Source organism: Pseudomonas extremorientalis, from assembly GCF_024584605.1.
Lineage (GTDB): Bacteria > Pseudomonadota > Gammaproteobacteria > Pseudomonadales > Pseudomonadaceae > Aquipseudomonas > Aquipseudomonas extremorientalis.
Genome location: NZ_CP089519.1, coordinates 5,420,907 through 5,434,894, shown reverse-complemented (window position 1 = coordinate 5,434,894; position 13,988 = coordinate 5,420,907). Strand labels below are relative to the sequence as shown.

General features: G+C 57.2%; 10 protein-coding genes, 2 tRNA genes and 1 rRNA gene. 12 read left to right on the top strand and 1 reads right to left on the bottom strand.

Going from position 1 to position 13,988, the window contains the following annotated elements; genetic code table 11:
• Positions 1–71: 71 nt before the first annotated feature.
• Positions 72–1,628 carry a bifunctional aminoglycoside phosphotransferase/ATP-binding protein gene (locus tag LUU92_RS24580; protein WP_257102770.1) on the bottom strand — a complete coding sequence of 519 codons (1,557 nt, stop codon included), beginning with the start codon at positions 1,626–1,628 and terminating at the stop codon, positions 72–74.
• Between the two features lie 118 nt (positions 1,629–1,746).
• Here LUU92_RS24580 and mrcB point away from each other — a divergent pair, with 118 nt between their 5' ends.
• From mrcB to LUU92_RS24520, 12 genes are all read left to right on the top strand, one after another.
• Positions 1,747–4,071, top strand: a complete 2,325-nt coding sequence (mrcB, locus tag LUU92_RS24575) for a penicillin-binding protein 1B (RefSeq protein ID WP_071490021.1) — start codon at positions 1,747–1,749, stop codon at positions 4,069–4,071.
• Between the two features lie 16 nt (positions 4,072–4,087).
• Positions 4,088–4,822: a tetratricopeptide repeat protein gene (locus LUU92_RS24570; protein ID WP_257102769.1), complete on the top strand. Its 735-nt coding sequence runs from the start codon at positions 4,088–4,090 to the stop codon at positions 4,820–4,822.
• Positions 4,822–5,151, top strand: a complete 330-nt coding sequence (locus LUU92_RS24565) for a YqcC family protein (protein ID WP_071490023.1) — start codon at positions 4,822–4,824, stop codon at positions 5,149–5,151. The genes LUU92_RS24570 and LUU92_RS24565 overlap by 1 nt, the downstream gene beginning before the upstream one ends.
• Positions 5,152–5,582: 431 nt before the next feature.
• Complete coding sequence (locus LUU92_RS24560) at positions 5,583–7,307, top strand: acetolactate synthase 3 large subunit (protein ID WP_071490031.1); 1,725 nt, start codon at positions 5,583–5,585, stop codon at positions 7,305–7,307.
• 2 nt (positions 7,308–7,309) lie between these two features.
• Positions 7,310–7,801 carry an acetolactate synthase small subunit gene (ilvN, locus tag LUU92_RS24555; RefSeq protein WP_003176102.1) on the top strand — a complete coding sequence of 164 codons (492 nt, stop codon included), beginning with the start codon at positions 7,310–7,312 and terminating at the stop codon, positions 7,799–7,801.
• A 47-nt stretch (positions 7,802–7,848) separates the two neighbouring features.
• Positions 7,849–8,865 carry a ketol-acid reductoisomerase gene (ilvC, locus tag LUU92_RS24550; RefSeq protein ID WP_003176099.1) on the top strand — a complete coding sequence of 339 codons (1,017 nt, stop codon included), beginning with the start codon at positions 7,849–7,851 and terminating at the stop codon, positions 8,863–8,865.
• A 145-nt stretch (positions 8,866–9,010) separates the two neighbouring features.
• Positions 9,011–9,868 carry a CDP-diacylglycerol--serine O-phosphatidyltransferase gene (gene pssA / locus LUU92_RS24545; protein WP_058427621.1) on the top strand — a complete coding sequence of 286 codons (858 nt, stop codon included), beginning with the start codon at positions 9,011–9,013 and terminating at the stop codon, positions 9,866–9,868.
• 63 nt (positions 9,869–9,931) lie between these two features.
• Positions 9,932–10,945, top strand: a complete 1,014-nt coding sequence (gene msrP, locus LUU92_RS24540; RefSeq protein WP_257102768.1) for a protein-methionine-sulfoxide reductase catalytic subunit MsrP — start codon at positions 9,932–9,934, stop codon at positions 10,943–10,945.
• Positions 10,945–11,565 carry a protein-methionine-sulfoxide reductase heme-binding subunit MsrQ gene (gene msrQ, locus LUU92_RS24535; RefSeq protein WP_071490025.1) on the top strand — a complete coding sequence of 207 codons (621 nt, stop codon included), beginning with the start codon at positions 10,945–10,947 and terminating at the stop codon, positions 11,563–11,565. The genes msrP and msrQ overlap by 1 nt, the downstream gene beginning before the upstream one ends.
• A 545-nt stretch (positions 11,566–12,110) precedes the next feature.
• Positions 12,111–13,647, top strand: a 16S ribosomal RNA gene (locus tag LUU92_RS24530).
• A gap of 83 nt (positions 13,648–13,730) precedes the next feature.
• Positions 13,731–13,807, top strand: a tRNA-Ile gene (locus LUU92_RS24525).
• A 30-nt stretch (positions 13,808–13,837) separates the two neighbouring features.
• Positions 13,838–13,913 (top strand) — tRNA-Ala (locus tag LUU92_RS24520).
• The last annotated feature ends 75 nt before the right edge of the window (positions 13,914–13,988 follow it).

Below are 13,988 nucleotides of genomic sequence, written 5' to 3'. Positions count from 1 at the left end.
ATGGCGCCATTATAGTGCCACTATTGCTTGGTCGCGTGGCCCAAGTAGGCGACACGACCAAGAAATTTTTCTTACAGGCCCGGCAGGCGCTTGCGGATATGCGCCACCAGTGCATCGAGGGTCCCGCTTTCATTGGTCTCGACCCGCTTGCTGAGGAGCAGTTCCTCGGCGGTGAGTGGCTCGCGATTGGCTTGCTGTTCTTCGATAACAGTCAGTGTCGCGTCGGAAGGGTCGTTGTTGTCCTCCTGACGTTGCGCCAGCCAACTGGCGATAACTGCTTGTGGGGCGTTGCAATCCAGAATCAGGAAAGGCGCGCCCGTGGCTTCGGCAACAGTGGCGGCCGCATCGCGTTGTTCACGTTTCAGGAAGGTCGCATCCAGCACGACCGGGTAGCCGGCGCGCAACACGGTATCGGCGATTTCATTCAGGCGTGCGTAGGTCGCAGCACTGGCGTCGGCCGCATAGATACCGGCCTGTGGTGTGTTTTCCACGTGTTGCTCGCCAAACAGGCGCTTGCGCTCCACGTCCGAGCGCAGGCGCACGGCACCCAGTGCTTCCACCAGGCGCATGGCCACATTGCTTTTACCGACAGCCGAAACGCCGTGGGTAATGGCCAGGAAACGCGATGGAATGGTGCTGTAGCTTTCCGCCAGGTTGGCATAGTTGCGGTATTGGCGCAGGGTCGTGGCGCGCTGCACCGGGCTGGCTTCGCTCGGCGTGCTGAACAGCGCGATCTTGGCGCGGACCAGGGCGCGATAGGCTTTATAGAAATTCAGCACTTCCAGGCCCTGATAGTCACCGGTCAATTCCAGATACTGGCTGATGAAGCGGCGTGCCAGGGACTTGAGTCCACGGTCTTCCAGGTCCATGGCCAGGAAGCCGGTATCGGCGTACACATCGGTGAAACGGAAGGGTTCGTTGAATTCGATGCAATCGAAGATCACCACGTGGCCGTCGATCAACGTTGCATTACCCAGGTGAATATCACCGTGGCATTCGCGGGTGAAGCCGTCCAGCTTGCGCTGGGAAAACAGTGGCTTGAGACGCTCGAAGCTGCTTTCGGCCCAGGCTTGCAGGGCTTCCAACTGGGTCAGGTCAGTCTTGTCGCTGAGGAATGGACGGATCTGGTCGAAGTTCTGGCGAACCGGCGCCATTACCTCATCCGGCGTGCCGGCCGGGTGTTCCTGCGGCACTTTCGGTGCGCAGAGGTGGAAGTGCGCAATCTGCTTGGCCATCTCATCGATGTGTGCGCTGGTCAATTCGCCGTTGGCTTGCAGGGTGCTGAGCAATTGGCTCTGCGGAAACTGGCGCATTTTCAGTGCGTATTCGATCACTGGGCCATCGCCACCCAACTGCGGGGCTTCGGCTGTGCCGGTGATCGGCAACACTTCAAGATACAAATCTTCGGTCAGGCGCTGATTGAGGCGCAGCTCTTCGTTACAGAAGTGGCCGCGCTTGTCCAGGTCGGTAAAATCCAGAAATCCGAAGTTCATCGGCTTTTTCAGCTTATAGGCGTAAGGACCGGTCAGTACGACCCAGGAAATATGGGTCTCGATGACTTGGAACGCTTCAACCGGATGGGGATATAAAGCCGGATTTTGCAGGGCAGCGATCAGGGACTGGCTCACGGGCGATCCTTCAGAGTCTGGGGAAAAACATGGCGGGCATTATGGCTGCTGCGACCGCTTGTGCAAACCGCTGTCCGGCTCATGTTGATCATCAATAAAGTGCGTATAATCCGCCGCCATGACTCGAACCCGATCTCCCCGTTCCCGTAAAAAACCTCCTTCCCGTGGCCTGCGCCCCTGGCTTGGCTGGGCGCTCAAGCTTGGCCTGGTAGGCCTTGTGGTGCTTGCCGGCTTTGCGGTCTACCTCGACGCTGTGGTGCAGGAGAAGTTCTCCGGCAAGCGCTGGACCATTCCGGCCAAGGTGTACGCGCGCCCGCTGGAATTGTTCGCAGGCCAGAAGCTGAGCAAGGATGACTTCCTGACCGAACTCGACGCCTTGGGCTATCGTCGTGAGCCCGTGAGCAACGGTCCGGGTGCAGCGGCTGTCAGCGGAAATACCGTCGACCTGAACACCCGTGGCTTTCAATTCTATGAAGGCCTGGAAAAAGCCCAGCCGGTGCGTGTGCGTTTCTCCGGCGATTACGTCGCCGAGTTGTCGTCCCTCAATGGCTCGAAGCTGCCTGTGGTTCGCCTGGAGCCGCTGATGATCGGCGGCATTTACCCGAAGAACCTTGAAGATCGCATCCTGATCAAACTTGATCAGGTGCCGCCTTACCTGCTGGAAACCCTGGTAGCCGTTGAAGACCGTGATTTTTACCATCACTGGGGGGTCTCGCCGAAGTCGATCGCCCGCGCAGTCTGGGTGAATACGTCCGGCGGCAAGATGACCCAGGGCGGCAGTACGCTGACGCAACAATTGGTCAAGAACTTCTACTTGACCAACGAACGCAGCCTGACCCGCAAGCTCACCGAAGCCATGATGGCGATGCTGTTGGAGTTGCATTACAGCAAGCAGGAAATCCTCGAGGCGTACCTCAACGAAGTATTCGTCGGCCAGGACGGCCAGCGCGCGGTGCATGGTTTCGGTCTGGCCAGCCAATTCTTCTTTGGCCAGCCGCTGTCCGAACTGAAGCTGCACCAGGTTGCGTTGCTGGTGGGCATGGTCAAGGGGCCTTCCTACTACAACCCGCGTCGCAACCCTGAGCGTGCGCTGGAGCGTCGCAACCTGGTGCTGGATGTTCTAGAGCAGCAAGGTGTTGCCACCGCCGAACAAGTTGCCGCCGCGAAGAAAATGCCACTGGGTGTCACCACCCGCGGCAAGTTGGCAGACAGCTCCTTCCCGGGCTTTATCGACCTGGTCAAGCGCCAGTTGCGTGAAGACTACCGTGACGAAGACTTGACCGAAGAAGGCCTGCGGATCTTCACCAGTTTCGATCCAATCCTGCAGATGAAAGCCGAAGCGTCGGTCAATGACACGTTCAAGCGAATGACCGGCCGCAAAGGCGCGGATGAAGTCGAAGCGGCCATGGTCGTGACCAACCCGGAAACCGGTGAGGTCCAGGCCCTGGTCGGCAGCCGCCTGGCCAGCTTCGCCGGTTTCAACCGCGCCCTGGATGCCGTGCGACCGATTGGTTCGTTGGTCAAGCCGGCGGTCTACCTCACGGCCCTGGAAAAACCGAGCAAGTACACCCTGACCAGTTGGCTGTCTGACGACCCGCTGTCAGTAAAAGGCGCTGACGGGCAGGTATGGACGCCACAGAACTTCGATCGCCGTTCTCATGGGACAGTGTTCCTGTACCAAGGGTTGGCGCACTCCTACAACATCTCCACTTCGCGTCTCGGCCTCGAAGTGGGCGTACCGAATGTCCTGAAGACCCTCGCGCGCCTGGGCATTACGCGTGAGTTCCCGGCATTTCCATCGATCCTGCTGGGTGCCGGCGCAATGACCCCAATGGAAGTCGCGACGATGTACCAGACCCTGGCCAACGGTGGTTTCAATACGCCGATGCGCGGGATCCGAAGCGTGCTGACGGCTGAAGGCGAGCCGCTCAAGCGTTATCCGTTCCAGATCCAGCAGCGTTTCGATGCGGGCTCCATCTACTTGATCCAGAACGCCATGCAGCGTGTGATGCGTGAGGGCACTGGTAGTTCGGTCTATAAGGTGCTGCCGTCCAACCTGACCCTGGCGGGTAAGACCGGTACCAGTAACGATTCGCGCGACAGTTGGTTTGCGGGTTTTGGCCAGGATGTGCTGGCGGTGGTTTGGATGGGGCGTGACGACAACGGCAAGACACCGTTCACCGGTGCCACCGGTGCGCTGCAGGTCTGGACCAGTTTCATGCGCAAGGCCGACCCGCTGCCGTTGAACATGCCGCAGCCGGACAACATCGTGCAGGCCTGGATCGATCCGCACACCGGGCAGGGGTCCGATGCCAACTGTCCGGGCGCGGTGCAGATGCCGTATATTCGCGGCAGCGAACCGCCACCCGGCGCCGCATGCGGTGGCAGTGCCCCTGCTGACGCGGAATCGGTGATGGATTGGGTCAAGGGCTGGATGAATTAAGCAAAGAGGGTTTCAAGTGAACAAGTGGTGGATTCCAGCTATTACAGCTCTGGCTTTGCTCAATGGTTGCGCCAGCGTGCAGCGCGGCTCCATTCCCGTGGTGGACTCGAGCACGACCGTGTCCAATAACGACCGGATCTCGGCCAACGGCGGGTTCCGCCAGACCGTGACCAACCGTCCCGCCCAGGCCAAGCCGCAAGCTGTGCCGCAGGATTCAGGTGTGGTGGTGATGGTGCCGGGTGGTGGCGCAGCGACGTCGGCGCCGATCAGCGCCGAGCCGTGGACCCCGGGGCCAAGCACCTCCGGTCCGATTGACGCGACCCCGGTTCAGACGGCCCCGATCAACCAGGGCACCTACAACATGCCATCCACCCCGAGCGGCATTCCATCGTCCTCCAGCGCCGGCGGCCTGTCGGCTGACGAGCAATTGGATGGCCCGGTACTGGCCTTGCTGACCACTGCACAGCAGCAGCAGGCGAGTGGCGACCTGAATGGTGCGTCGTCGAGTCTCGAGCGCGCCCAGCGCGTTGCGCCGCGTGAACCGCAAGTGCTGTATCGCCTGGCCCAGGTGCGCCTGGCCCAGGGCGATGCGCCGCAGGCCGAGCAATTCGCGCGTCGTGGCCTGACCTTGGCCAATGGTCGTCCCGACCTGCAAGCCAGCCTGTGGGCCTTGATTGGTGACGCGCGCGCCGCACAAGGCGACGCCGCCGGTGCCGCCCAGGCGCGCCAGAAAGCCAAGGTCAGTCTCTGATGGATGCACGGTTTCCCGCGATTGCCGAACAGTTATTGCTGATCGAGCGAGAGTTGCGTGTGCAGGGCTGGTGGGACGAGGTGTCCCCCAGCGTCGAGGCGCTCAGCAGTGTCGAACCCTTTTCGGTGGACACCCTGGACTTTCACCAGTGGCTGCAATGGATATTCCTGGTACGCATGAAGCAGATCCTCGAACAGGACCTGCCGCTGCCCAATGCGTCGGGCATTCTGGAAATGGCCGAGATGGTCTACGCCGATCGCCCGCTGGAAAGCCTTGGCTTACGCAATGCGCTGAAAAAGTTCGATCAACTGATCGTCGACGCTCGTTAATTGCCTGACTGCCGGCTTTTTCGGCAGTCTTGCGCATATTTCTACCGCTTGACGACATTCAGGCGAGTTTTATCCCTCCTCAAAGCCCTTTCTTCTACGTTCTCATGCGCTTAGTTGGAAAAAAGCGCAATTATTGCTTGACTTGAAGGGCCTGAAACAGAAGAATCCAAAGTCCGCTGTATCGGGACTGCCAGAAGCAGGCCCGCTCAGCAGATCATGAGGCGCACATCCGCGCCGACCTGTTACACCCGCAACGCGTTACCTCGCGCTGGGTGGGAAAAGCCCGCAACACTTGGGACGATCCCAATACTTGCTCAGTCAGTGCTGACGTAGTCGGCGACCACCGTCGCTCATGCTCTGTTGAGAAGTAAACCTATTAAGACCCGTCGGTTTTCAACGGACGGTATTCTGGCGTTTTAGAGGTGAACAACGTGGAGCTTTTATCTGGCGGTGAGATGCTCGTCCGCTTTTTGCGTGACGAAGGCGTCGACTATATCTACGGGTACCCAGGTGGTGCTCTGCTGCATGTTTACGACGCACTGTTCAAGGAACCGGCTGTTACCCACATCCTGGTTCGCCACGAACAGGCCGCGACCCATATGGCTGACGGTTATGCCCGTGCCACCGGTAAAGCCGGCGTGGTACTGGTAACGTCCGGCCCTGGCGCAACCAATGCCATCACCGGCATCGCGACTGCGTATATGGACTCTATCCCGATGGTGGTCATTTCCGGCCAGGTGCCCAGCACCATGGTGGGGACCGATGCATTCCAGGAAACCGACATGATCGGTATCTCCCGGCCGATCGTGAAACACAGCTTCATGATCAAGCATCCTTCGGAAATCCCGGAAGTCATGAAAAAGGCCTTCTACCTCGCACAGTCCGGTCGTCCGGGTCCTGTGGTGGTCGATATCCCCAAGGACATGACCAACCCGGCCGAAAAATTCGAATACATCTTCCCGAAGAAAGCCAAGCTGCGCTCCTACAGCCCGGCGGTCCGCGGGCACTCGGGGCAAATCCGCAAGGCGGCAGAAATGCTGTTGGCGGCCAAGCGCCCAGTGCTGTACTCGGGTGGTGGTGTGATCCTGGGCGGCGGTTCTGCACAGCTGACCGAACTGGCCAAGCTGCTCAACCTGCCGGTCACCAACACCCTGATGGGCCTCGGCGCCTTCCCGGGTACGGACCGTCAGTTCGTCGGGATGCTCGGCATGCACGGCAGCTACACCGCCAACCTGACCATGCACCATGCCGACGTGATCCTGGCCGTGGGTGCGCGGTTCGATGACCGTGTGATCAACGGTGCGAGCAAGTTCTGCCCGAATGCCAAGATCATCCATATCGACATCGACCCGGCGTCCATCTCCAAGACCATCAAGGCCGACGTGCCGATCGTAGGTCCTGTTGAAAGCGTGTTGACCGAAATGGTTGCCGCGCTCAAGGACATCGGCGAGGCGCCGAACAAGGAATCCGTTGCCAGCTGGTGGAAGCAGATCGACGAATGGCGCGGTGATCGCGGCCTGTTCCCTTACGACAAGGGTGACGGCAGCATCATCAAGCCACAAACCGTGATCGAGACCCTGTGCGAAGTGACCAAGGGCGACGCCTTTGTGACCTCCGACGTGGGCCAGCACCAGATGTTTGCCGCGCAGTACTACAAGTTCGACAAGCCTAACCGCTGGATCAACTCCGGTGGCCTGGGCACGATGGGCTTTGGTTTTCCTGCGGCCATGGGCGTGAAACTGAGCTTCCCCGACACCGACGTCGCGTGCGTCACCGGTGAAGGCAGCATCCAGATGAATATCCAGGAACTGTCGACGTGCCTGCAGTACGGCCTTCCCGTGAAGATCGTCTGCCTGAACAACGGCGTGCTGGGCATGGTTCGTCAATGGCAGGACATGAGCTACAACAGCCGTCACTCCCATTCCTACATGGAGTCGCTGCCGGATTTCGTAAAATTGGTTGAAGCCTATGGCCACGTCGGCATTCGCATCACTGATTTGAAAGATCTGAAGCCGAAGATGGAAGAGGCGTTCGCCATGAAGGACCGCCTGGTGTTCATCGATATTCAGGTGGATACCAGCGAGCACGTCTACCCGATGCAGATCAAGGACGGCTCTATGCGCGACATGTGGCTGAACAAGACGGAGCGTACTTAATCATGCGGCACATTATCTCCCTGCTTCTGGAGAACGAACCCGGCGCTCTGTCTCGTGTTGTCGGCCTGTTTTCGCAGCGTAACTACAACATCGAAAGCCTGACCGTGGCTCCGACCGAAGACCCGACCCTGTCGCGTCTGACGTTGACCACTGTGGGCCACGATGAGGTGATCGAGCAGATCACCAAGAACCTCAACAAGCTGATCGAAGTGGTCAAGCTGGTCGACCTGTCGGAGAGTGCCCACATCGAGCGCGAGCTGATGCTGGTTAAAGTCAAGGCTACGGGTGCCCAACGTGCCGAGATCAAGCGCACGACCGACATCTATCGCGGGCAGATCGTCGATGTGAGCGCCAGCGTTTATACCGTTCAACTGACCGGTACAAGCGACAAGCTGGACAGCTTCATCCAGTCGATCGGGACGGCCTCGATTCTGGAAACGGTACGCAGTGGTGTCACCGGGATTGCCCGTGGCGACAAAGTACTCAGCATCTAACCCAAATTAGCGAATGGCCTTACGGCCTGGATATATAGAGGAACCTCATGAAAGTTTATTACGATAAAGATTGTGACCTGTCGATCATCCAGGGCAAGAAAGTCGCCATCATCGGCTACGGTTCCCAGGGCCACGCTCAAGCGTGCAACCTGAAAGATTCCGGCGTTGACGTGACCGTTGGCCTTCGCAAAGGCTCGGCCACTGTTGCCAAGGCTGAAGCTCACGGCCTGAAAGTGACTGACGTCGCTTCCGCTGTTGCTGCTGCCGACCTGGTCATGATCCTGACCCCGGACGAGTTCCAATCCGCGCTGTACAAGAACGAAATCGAGCCGAACATCAAGAAGGGCGCCACCCTGGCCTTCTCCCACGGCTTCGCGATCCACTACAACCAGGTCGTGCCACGCGCCGACCTGGACGTGATCATGATCGCGCCAAAAGCGCCGGGTCACACTGTACGTTCCGAGTTCGTCAAGGGCGGCGGTATTCCTGACCTGATCGCGATCTACCAGGACGCATCGGGCAACGCCAAGAACGTGGCACTGTCCTACGCCGCTGGCGTGGGTGGTGGTCGTACCGGCATCATCGAAACCACCTTCAAGGACGAGACTGAAACCGACCTGTTCGGCGAACAAGCCGTACTGTGCGGCGGTACCGTCGAGTTGGTAAAAGCCGGTTTCGAAACCCTGGTTGAAGCTGGCTACGCGCCGGAAATGGCCTACTTCGAATGCCTGCATGAACTGAAGCTGATCGTTGACCTCATGTACGAAGGCGGTATCGCCAACATGAACTACTCGATCTCCAACAACGCCGAATACGGCGAGTACGTGACTGGCCCGGAAGTGATCAACGCCGAGTCCCGTCAGGCCATGCGCAACGCCCTGAAACGTATTCAGGACGGCGAATACGCCAAAATGTTCATCAGCGAAGGTGCTACCGGCTACCCTTCGATGACCGCCAAGCGTCGTAATAACGCCGCTCACGGTATCGAAGTCATCGGCGAGCAACTGCGCTCCATGATGCCGTGGATCGGTGCCAACAAGATCGTCGACAAAGCCAAGAACTAAGTCGTACGTATCAGGGGAAAACGCGGCCTAGGCCGCGTTTTTTCGTTTGGGCGGCGGGTTCTGGTATAAAGCTGCATCGTTTGCGGGCGAACACTCGCCGCAAGTATCTGTCGAACTTTTTTCACACCGTTGCAAGGTAAAGTCCATGAGCGAACGTCCCGAAGAGCCAAGCCAGGCTCCTGACGCCGAAAGCCTGCTGCCGATCGATGAACATGTCGAAGAAGGGCATGACGCGGAAGGTCGCAAGGTCCGGCATCGTGGCATCTATCTTCTGCCCAACCTGTTCACCACGGCGAACCTTTTTGCCGGGTTCTATTCCATCATCAATTCCATGAGCGCGCAGAGTGCTCTGGCGGCGGGTGATGCGGCGAGTGCCAGCAAGTATTTCGGTTTTGCTGCCATCGCAATCTTCGTGGCCATGGTGCTCGACGGCCTTGATGGCCGTGTGGCGCGCATGACCAACACACAAAGCGCCTTCGGTGCCGAGTACGACTCGCTGTCGGACATGGTTGCGTTTGGCGTCGCCCCCGCGTTGCTGGCGTTTGCCTGGGCGTTGGGTGATATGGGTAAGGTTGGCTGGATGGTTGCCTTCATCTATGTCGCCGGTGCTGCCTTGCGTCTGGCGCGCTTCAACACCCAGGTTGGAACTGCCGACAAGCGTTACTTCATCGGTCTGGCCAGCCCCGCTGCTGCGGGTGTGGTGGCAGGTATCGTCTGGGCCTTCAGTGATTACGGCATCCAGGGTTCGAAAATGTCGTTCCTGGTGGCCTTGATGGTGGCCGCTGCCGGCATGCTGATGGTCAGCAACATCAAGTACAACAGCTTCAAGGAACTGGACTTGAAGGGGCGTGTACCTTTCGTGGCAATTCTGGCGGTAGTGCTGGTATTTGCCGTGGTGTTCAGTGATCCACCGCGCATCCTGTTGCTGGCGTTCCTGGTGTATGCCGCTTCGGGGCCGGTTCAATACCTGCTGCATCTGCGCCGCGACAAAACATTGCCTTAATGTAATTTCCCCCATACTCCGCAGTCTATTGGTGCATCAGTCCTCCAATGCTGCGGAGTTGCCATGTTAATCAAATTACCCAAAGCGTCCGATTGCCATGAGTCGGATGTCACGCCTGAATCCTTCTATTTCTCTCGCCGTAGCTTGCTCGGTAGCGCGCTTGCCGGTATTGCAGCCAGTAGCTTGCCGCGTTGGGCCAGTGCTGACGAGGCCTCGCGTTATGCCGATGTTGAAGCGGGCAAGGCGCCTGGCTGGTTTACCGAGAAACTGCCAGGCACAAAATGGCAGGCCATCACGGTGAAGGACGAGGCGATCACGCCTTTCAAAGACGCTACGCACTACAACAACTTCTATGAGTTCGGTACAGGTAAGGGGGACCCGGCCACGAATGCCGGTTCACTCAAGACCGAGCCGTGGAGCGTTGTCATTGATGGTGAGGTTGCCAAGCCAGGCCGTTATGCCCTGGAAGACTTCATGAATCCCTATCAGTTGGAAGAGCGGATCTACCGTCTGCGCTGTGTAGAGGCCTGGTCGATGGTTATTCCATGGATCGGTTTTCCCATCTCGGCGCTGCTCAAGCAAGTTGAGCCGACTTCGAAGGCCAAATACATCCGTTTTGAAACCCTCCAGGATCCCAAGAGTATGCCGGGGCAGCGTTCGAGTTTTGGCTTGATCGATTGGCCTTATGTGGAGGGCTTGCGTCTGGATGAGGCGATGAATCCTCTGGCGATCCTGGCGGTGGGTATGTATGGACGTGAGTTGCCCAATCAGAATGGTGCGCCGCTGCGCCTGGTGGTGCCTTGGAAGTACGGCTTCAAGAGTGTGAAGTCGATTGTACGGATCAGTCTCGTGAGTGAGCAGCCGAAAACCACGTGGCAGAGCATTGCTGCTGACGAGTATGGCTTCTACGCGAACGTGAACCCTACGGTCGATCATCCACGTTGGACTCAGGCGCGGGAGCGTCGTCTGCCGAGTGGGCTGTTCAGCCCTAATGTACGTGAGACTCAGATGTTCAATGGGTACTCGGATGAGGTGGCTTCTCTTTATACCGGTCTCGATCTGCGGAAGAACTACTGATGCGTTACCCGATCTGGCGTGTTGGCGTCTTTATAGCAGCGGCGATTTGGCCGCTGTTCTGGCTCTATGAAGCGTGGAGTTCTGCCCTCGGGCCGGATCCGGGCAAGGTATTGGTGGATCGGCTGGGGCTCGGCACGTTGATTCTGTTACTGATTACCCTGGCAATGACGCCGCTGCAGAAGCTCAGCGGTTGGGCGGGGTGGATAGCGGTGCGTCGGCAACTGGGGTTGTGGTGCTTTGCCTACGTTGTGCTGCATCTGGCGGCTTATTGTGTATTTGTGCTTGGGCTGGATTGGTCGCAGCTGGGGGTGGAGTTGCGCAAGCGGCCCTACATTATTGTCGGAGCGCTGGGGTTTATTTCCCTGTTGGTTCTGGCGGTGACGTCGAATCGTTACAGTCAGCGTCGGTTGGGGGCGCGTTGGAAGAAGTTGCATCGCTTGGTGTATGTAGTTCTTGGGCTGGGTTTGCTGCATATGTTGTGGATCGTGCGAGCGGACCTCAAAGAGTGGGCTATCTATGCTTCTGTAGGTGCGTTGCTGTTGGTGCTGCGGATACCGCCCGTAATGCGGCGAATCCCAAGGCTTATTGCGAAAAAACCACTTTCTGCAACAAAAACGTAATTAAGGGTTGACGGCAGATTCTGGAAGTCTATAATTCGCCCCACTTCCGGCGCAGTCGAAACGGAAAACTCCTTGTTAAACAAAGAGTTACGCAGAATTCGACAGCAACTTGCTTCAGTTTATCGAAGCCCAGAAGGAGTTGGTAGAGCAGTGTTGTCTGGCTCTATTGACGTTTCGATCCTCTCGATCGAAAGTGGAGAAAAAGAGGTGTTGACAGCAGCGTGTAACGCTGTAGAATTCGCCTCCCGCTAACGAGAGATCGGAAGCGCAAGTGGTTGAAGTTGTTGAAGAAATCTTCGAAAACTTCTGAAAATAATCACTTGACAGCAAATGAGGCTGCTGTAGAATGCGCGCCTCGGTTGAGACGAAAGATCTTAACCAACCGCTCTTTAACAACTGAATCAAGCAATTCGTGTGGGTGCTTGTGGAGTCAGACTGGTAGTCAACAAGATTATCAGCATCACAAGTTACTCCGCGAGAAATCAAAGATGTAACCAACGATTGCTGAGCCAAGTTTAGGGTTTCTTAAAAACCCAAAGATGTTTGAACTGAAGAGTTTGATCATGGCTCAGATTGAACGCTGGCGGCAGGCCTAACACATGCAAGTCGAGCGGTAGAGAGAAGCTTGCTTCTCTTGAGAGCGGCGGACGGGTGAGTAATGCCTAGGAATCTGCCTGGTAGTGGGGGATAACGTTCGGAAACGAACGCTAATACCGCATACGTCCTACGGGAGAAAGCAGGGGACCTTCGGGCCTTGCGCTATCAGATGAGCCTAGGTCGGATTAGCTAGTTGGTGAGGTAATGGCTCACCAAGGCGACGATCCGTAACTGGTCTGAGAGGATGATCAGTCACACTGGAACTGAGACACGGTCCAGACTCCTACGGGAGGCAGCAGTGGGGAATATTGGACAATGGGCGAAAGCCTGATCCAGCCATGCCGCGTGTGTGAAGAAGGTCTTCGGATTGTAAAGCACTTTAAGTTGGGAGGAAGGGCAATTACCTAATACGTGATTGTTTTGACGTTACCGACAGAATAAGCACCGGCTAACTCTGTGCCAGCAGCCGCGGTAATACAGAGGGTGCAAGCGTTAATCGGAATTACTGGGCGTAAAGCGCGCGTAGGTGGTTTGTTAAGTTGGATGTGAAATCCCCGGGCTCAACCTGGGAACTGCATTCAAAACTGACTGACTAGAGTATGGTAGAGGGTGGTGGAATTTCCTGTGTAGCGGTGAAATGCGTAGATATAGGAAGGAACACCAGTGGCGAAGGCGACCACCTGGACTAATACTGACACTGAGGTGCGAAAGCGTGGGGAGCAAACAGGATTAGATACCCTGGTAGTCCACGCCGTAAACGATGTCAACTAGCCGTTGGAAGCCTTGAGCTTTTAGTGGCGCAGCTAACGCATTAAGTTGACCGCCTGGGGAGTACGGCCGCAAGGTTAAAACTCAAATGAATTGACGGGGGCCCGCACAAGCGGTGGAGCATGTGGTTTAATTCGAAGCAACGCGAAGAACCTTACCAGGCCTTGACATCCAATGAACTTTCCAGAGATGGATTGGTGCCTTCGGGAACATTGAGACAGGTGCTGCATGGCTGTCGTCAGCTCGTGTCGTGAGATGTTGGGTTAAGTCCCGTAACGAGCGCAACCCTTGTCCTTAGTTACCAGCACGTAATGGTGGGCACTCTAAGGAGACTGCCGGTGACAAACCGGAGGAAGGTGGGGATGACGTCAAGTCATCATGGCCCTTACGGCCTGGGCTACACACGTGCTACAATGGTCGGTACAGAGGGTTGCCAAGCCGCGAGGTGGAGCTAATCCCATAAAACCGATCGTAGTCCGGATCGCAGTCTGCAACTCGACTGCGTGAAGTCGGAATCGCTAGTAATCGCGAATCAGAATGTCGCGGTGAATACGTTCCCGGGCCTTGTACACACCGCCCGTCACACCATGGGAGTGGGTTGCACCAGAAGTAGCTAGTCTAACCTTCGGGAGGACGGTTACCACGGTGTGATTCATGACTGGGGTGAAGTCGTAACAAGGTAGCCGTAGGGGAACCTGCGGCTGGATCACCTCCTTAATCGACGACATCAGCTGCTCCATAAGTTCCCACACGAATTGCTTGATTCATTGAAGAAGACGATAAAGAAGCAGCCCGAAATTGGGTCTGTAGCTCAGTTGGTTAGAGCGCACCCCTGATAAGGGTGAGGTCGGCAGTTCGAATCTGCCCAGACCCACCAATTTTGTGTGGGAAACGCCTGTAGAAATACGGGGCCATAGCTCAGCTGGGAGAGCGCCTGCCTTGCACGCAGGAGGTCAACGGTTCGATCCCGTTTGGCTCCACCACTACTGCTTCTGACGTATGAAAGCTTAGAAATGAGCATTCCATCCAGGTGATGATGAATGTTGATTTCTAGTCTT

Coding starts and splice junctions, on each gene's coding strand:
- msrP (WP_257102768.1), top strand. CDS start 9,932: ATGTTAATCAAATTACCCAAAGCGTCCGATTGCCATGAGTCGGATGTC.
- pssA (WP_058427621.1), top strand. CDS start 9,011: ATGAGCGAACGTCCCGAAGAGCCAAGCCAGGCTCCTGACGCCGAAAGC.
- LUU92_RS24565 (WP_071490023.1), top strand. CDS start 4,822: ATGGATGCACGGTTTCCCGCGATTGCCGAACAGTTATTGCTGATCGAG.
- ilvN (WP_003176102.1), top strand. CDS start 7,310: ATGCGGCACATTATCTCCCTGCTTCTGGAGAACGAACCCGGCGCTCTG.
- ilvC (WP_003176099.1), top strand. CDS start 7,849: ATGAAAGTTTATTACGATAAAGATTGTGACCTGTCGATCATCCAGGGC.
- msrQ (WP_071490025.1), top strand. CDS start 10,945: ATGCGTTACCCGATCTGGCGTGTTGGCGTCTTTATAGCAGCGGCGATT.
- mrcB (WP_071490021.1), top strand. CDS start 1,747: ATGACTCGAACCCGATCTCCCCGTTCCCGTAAAAAACCTCCTTCCCGT.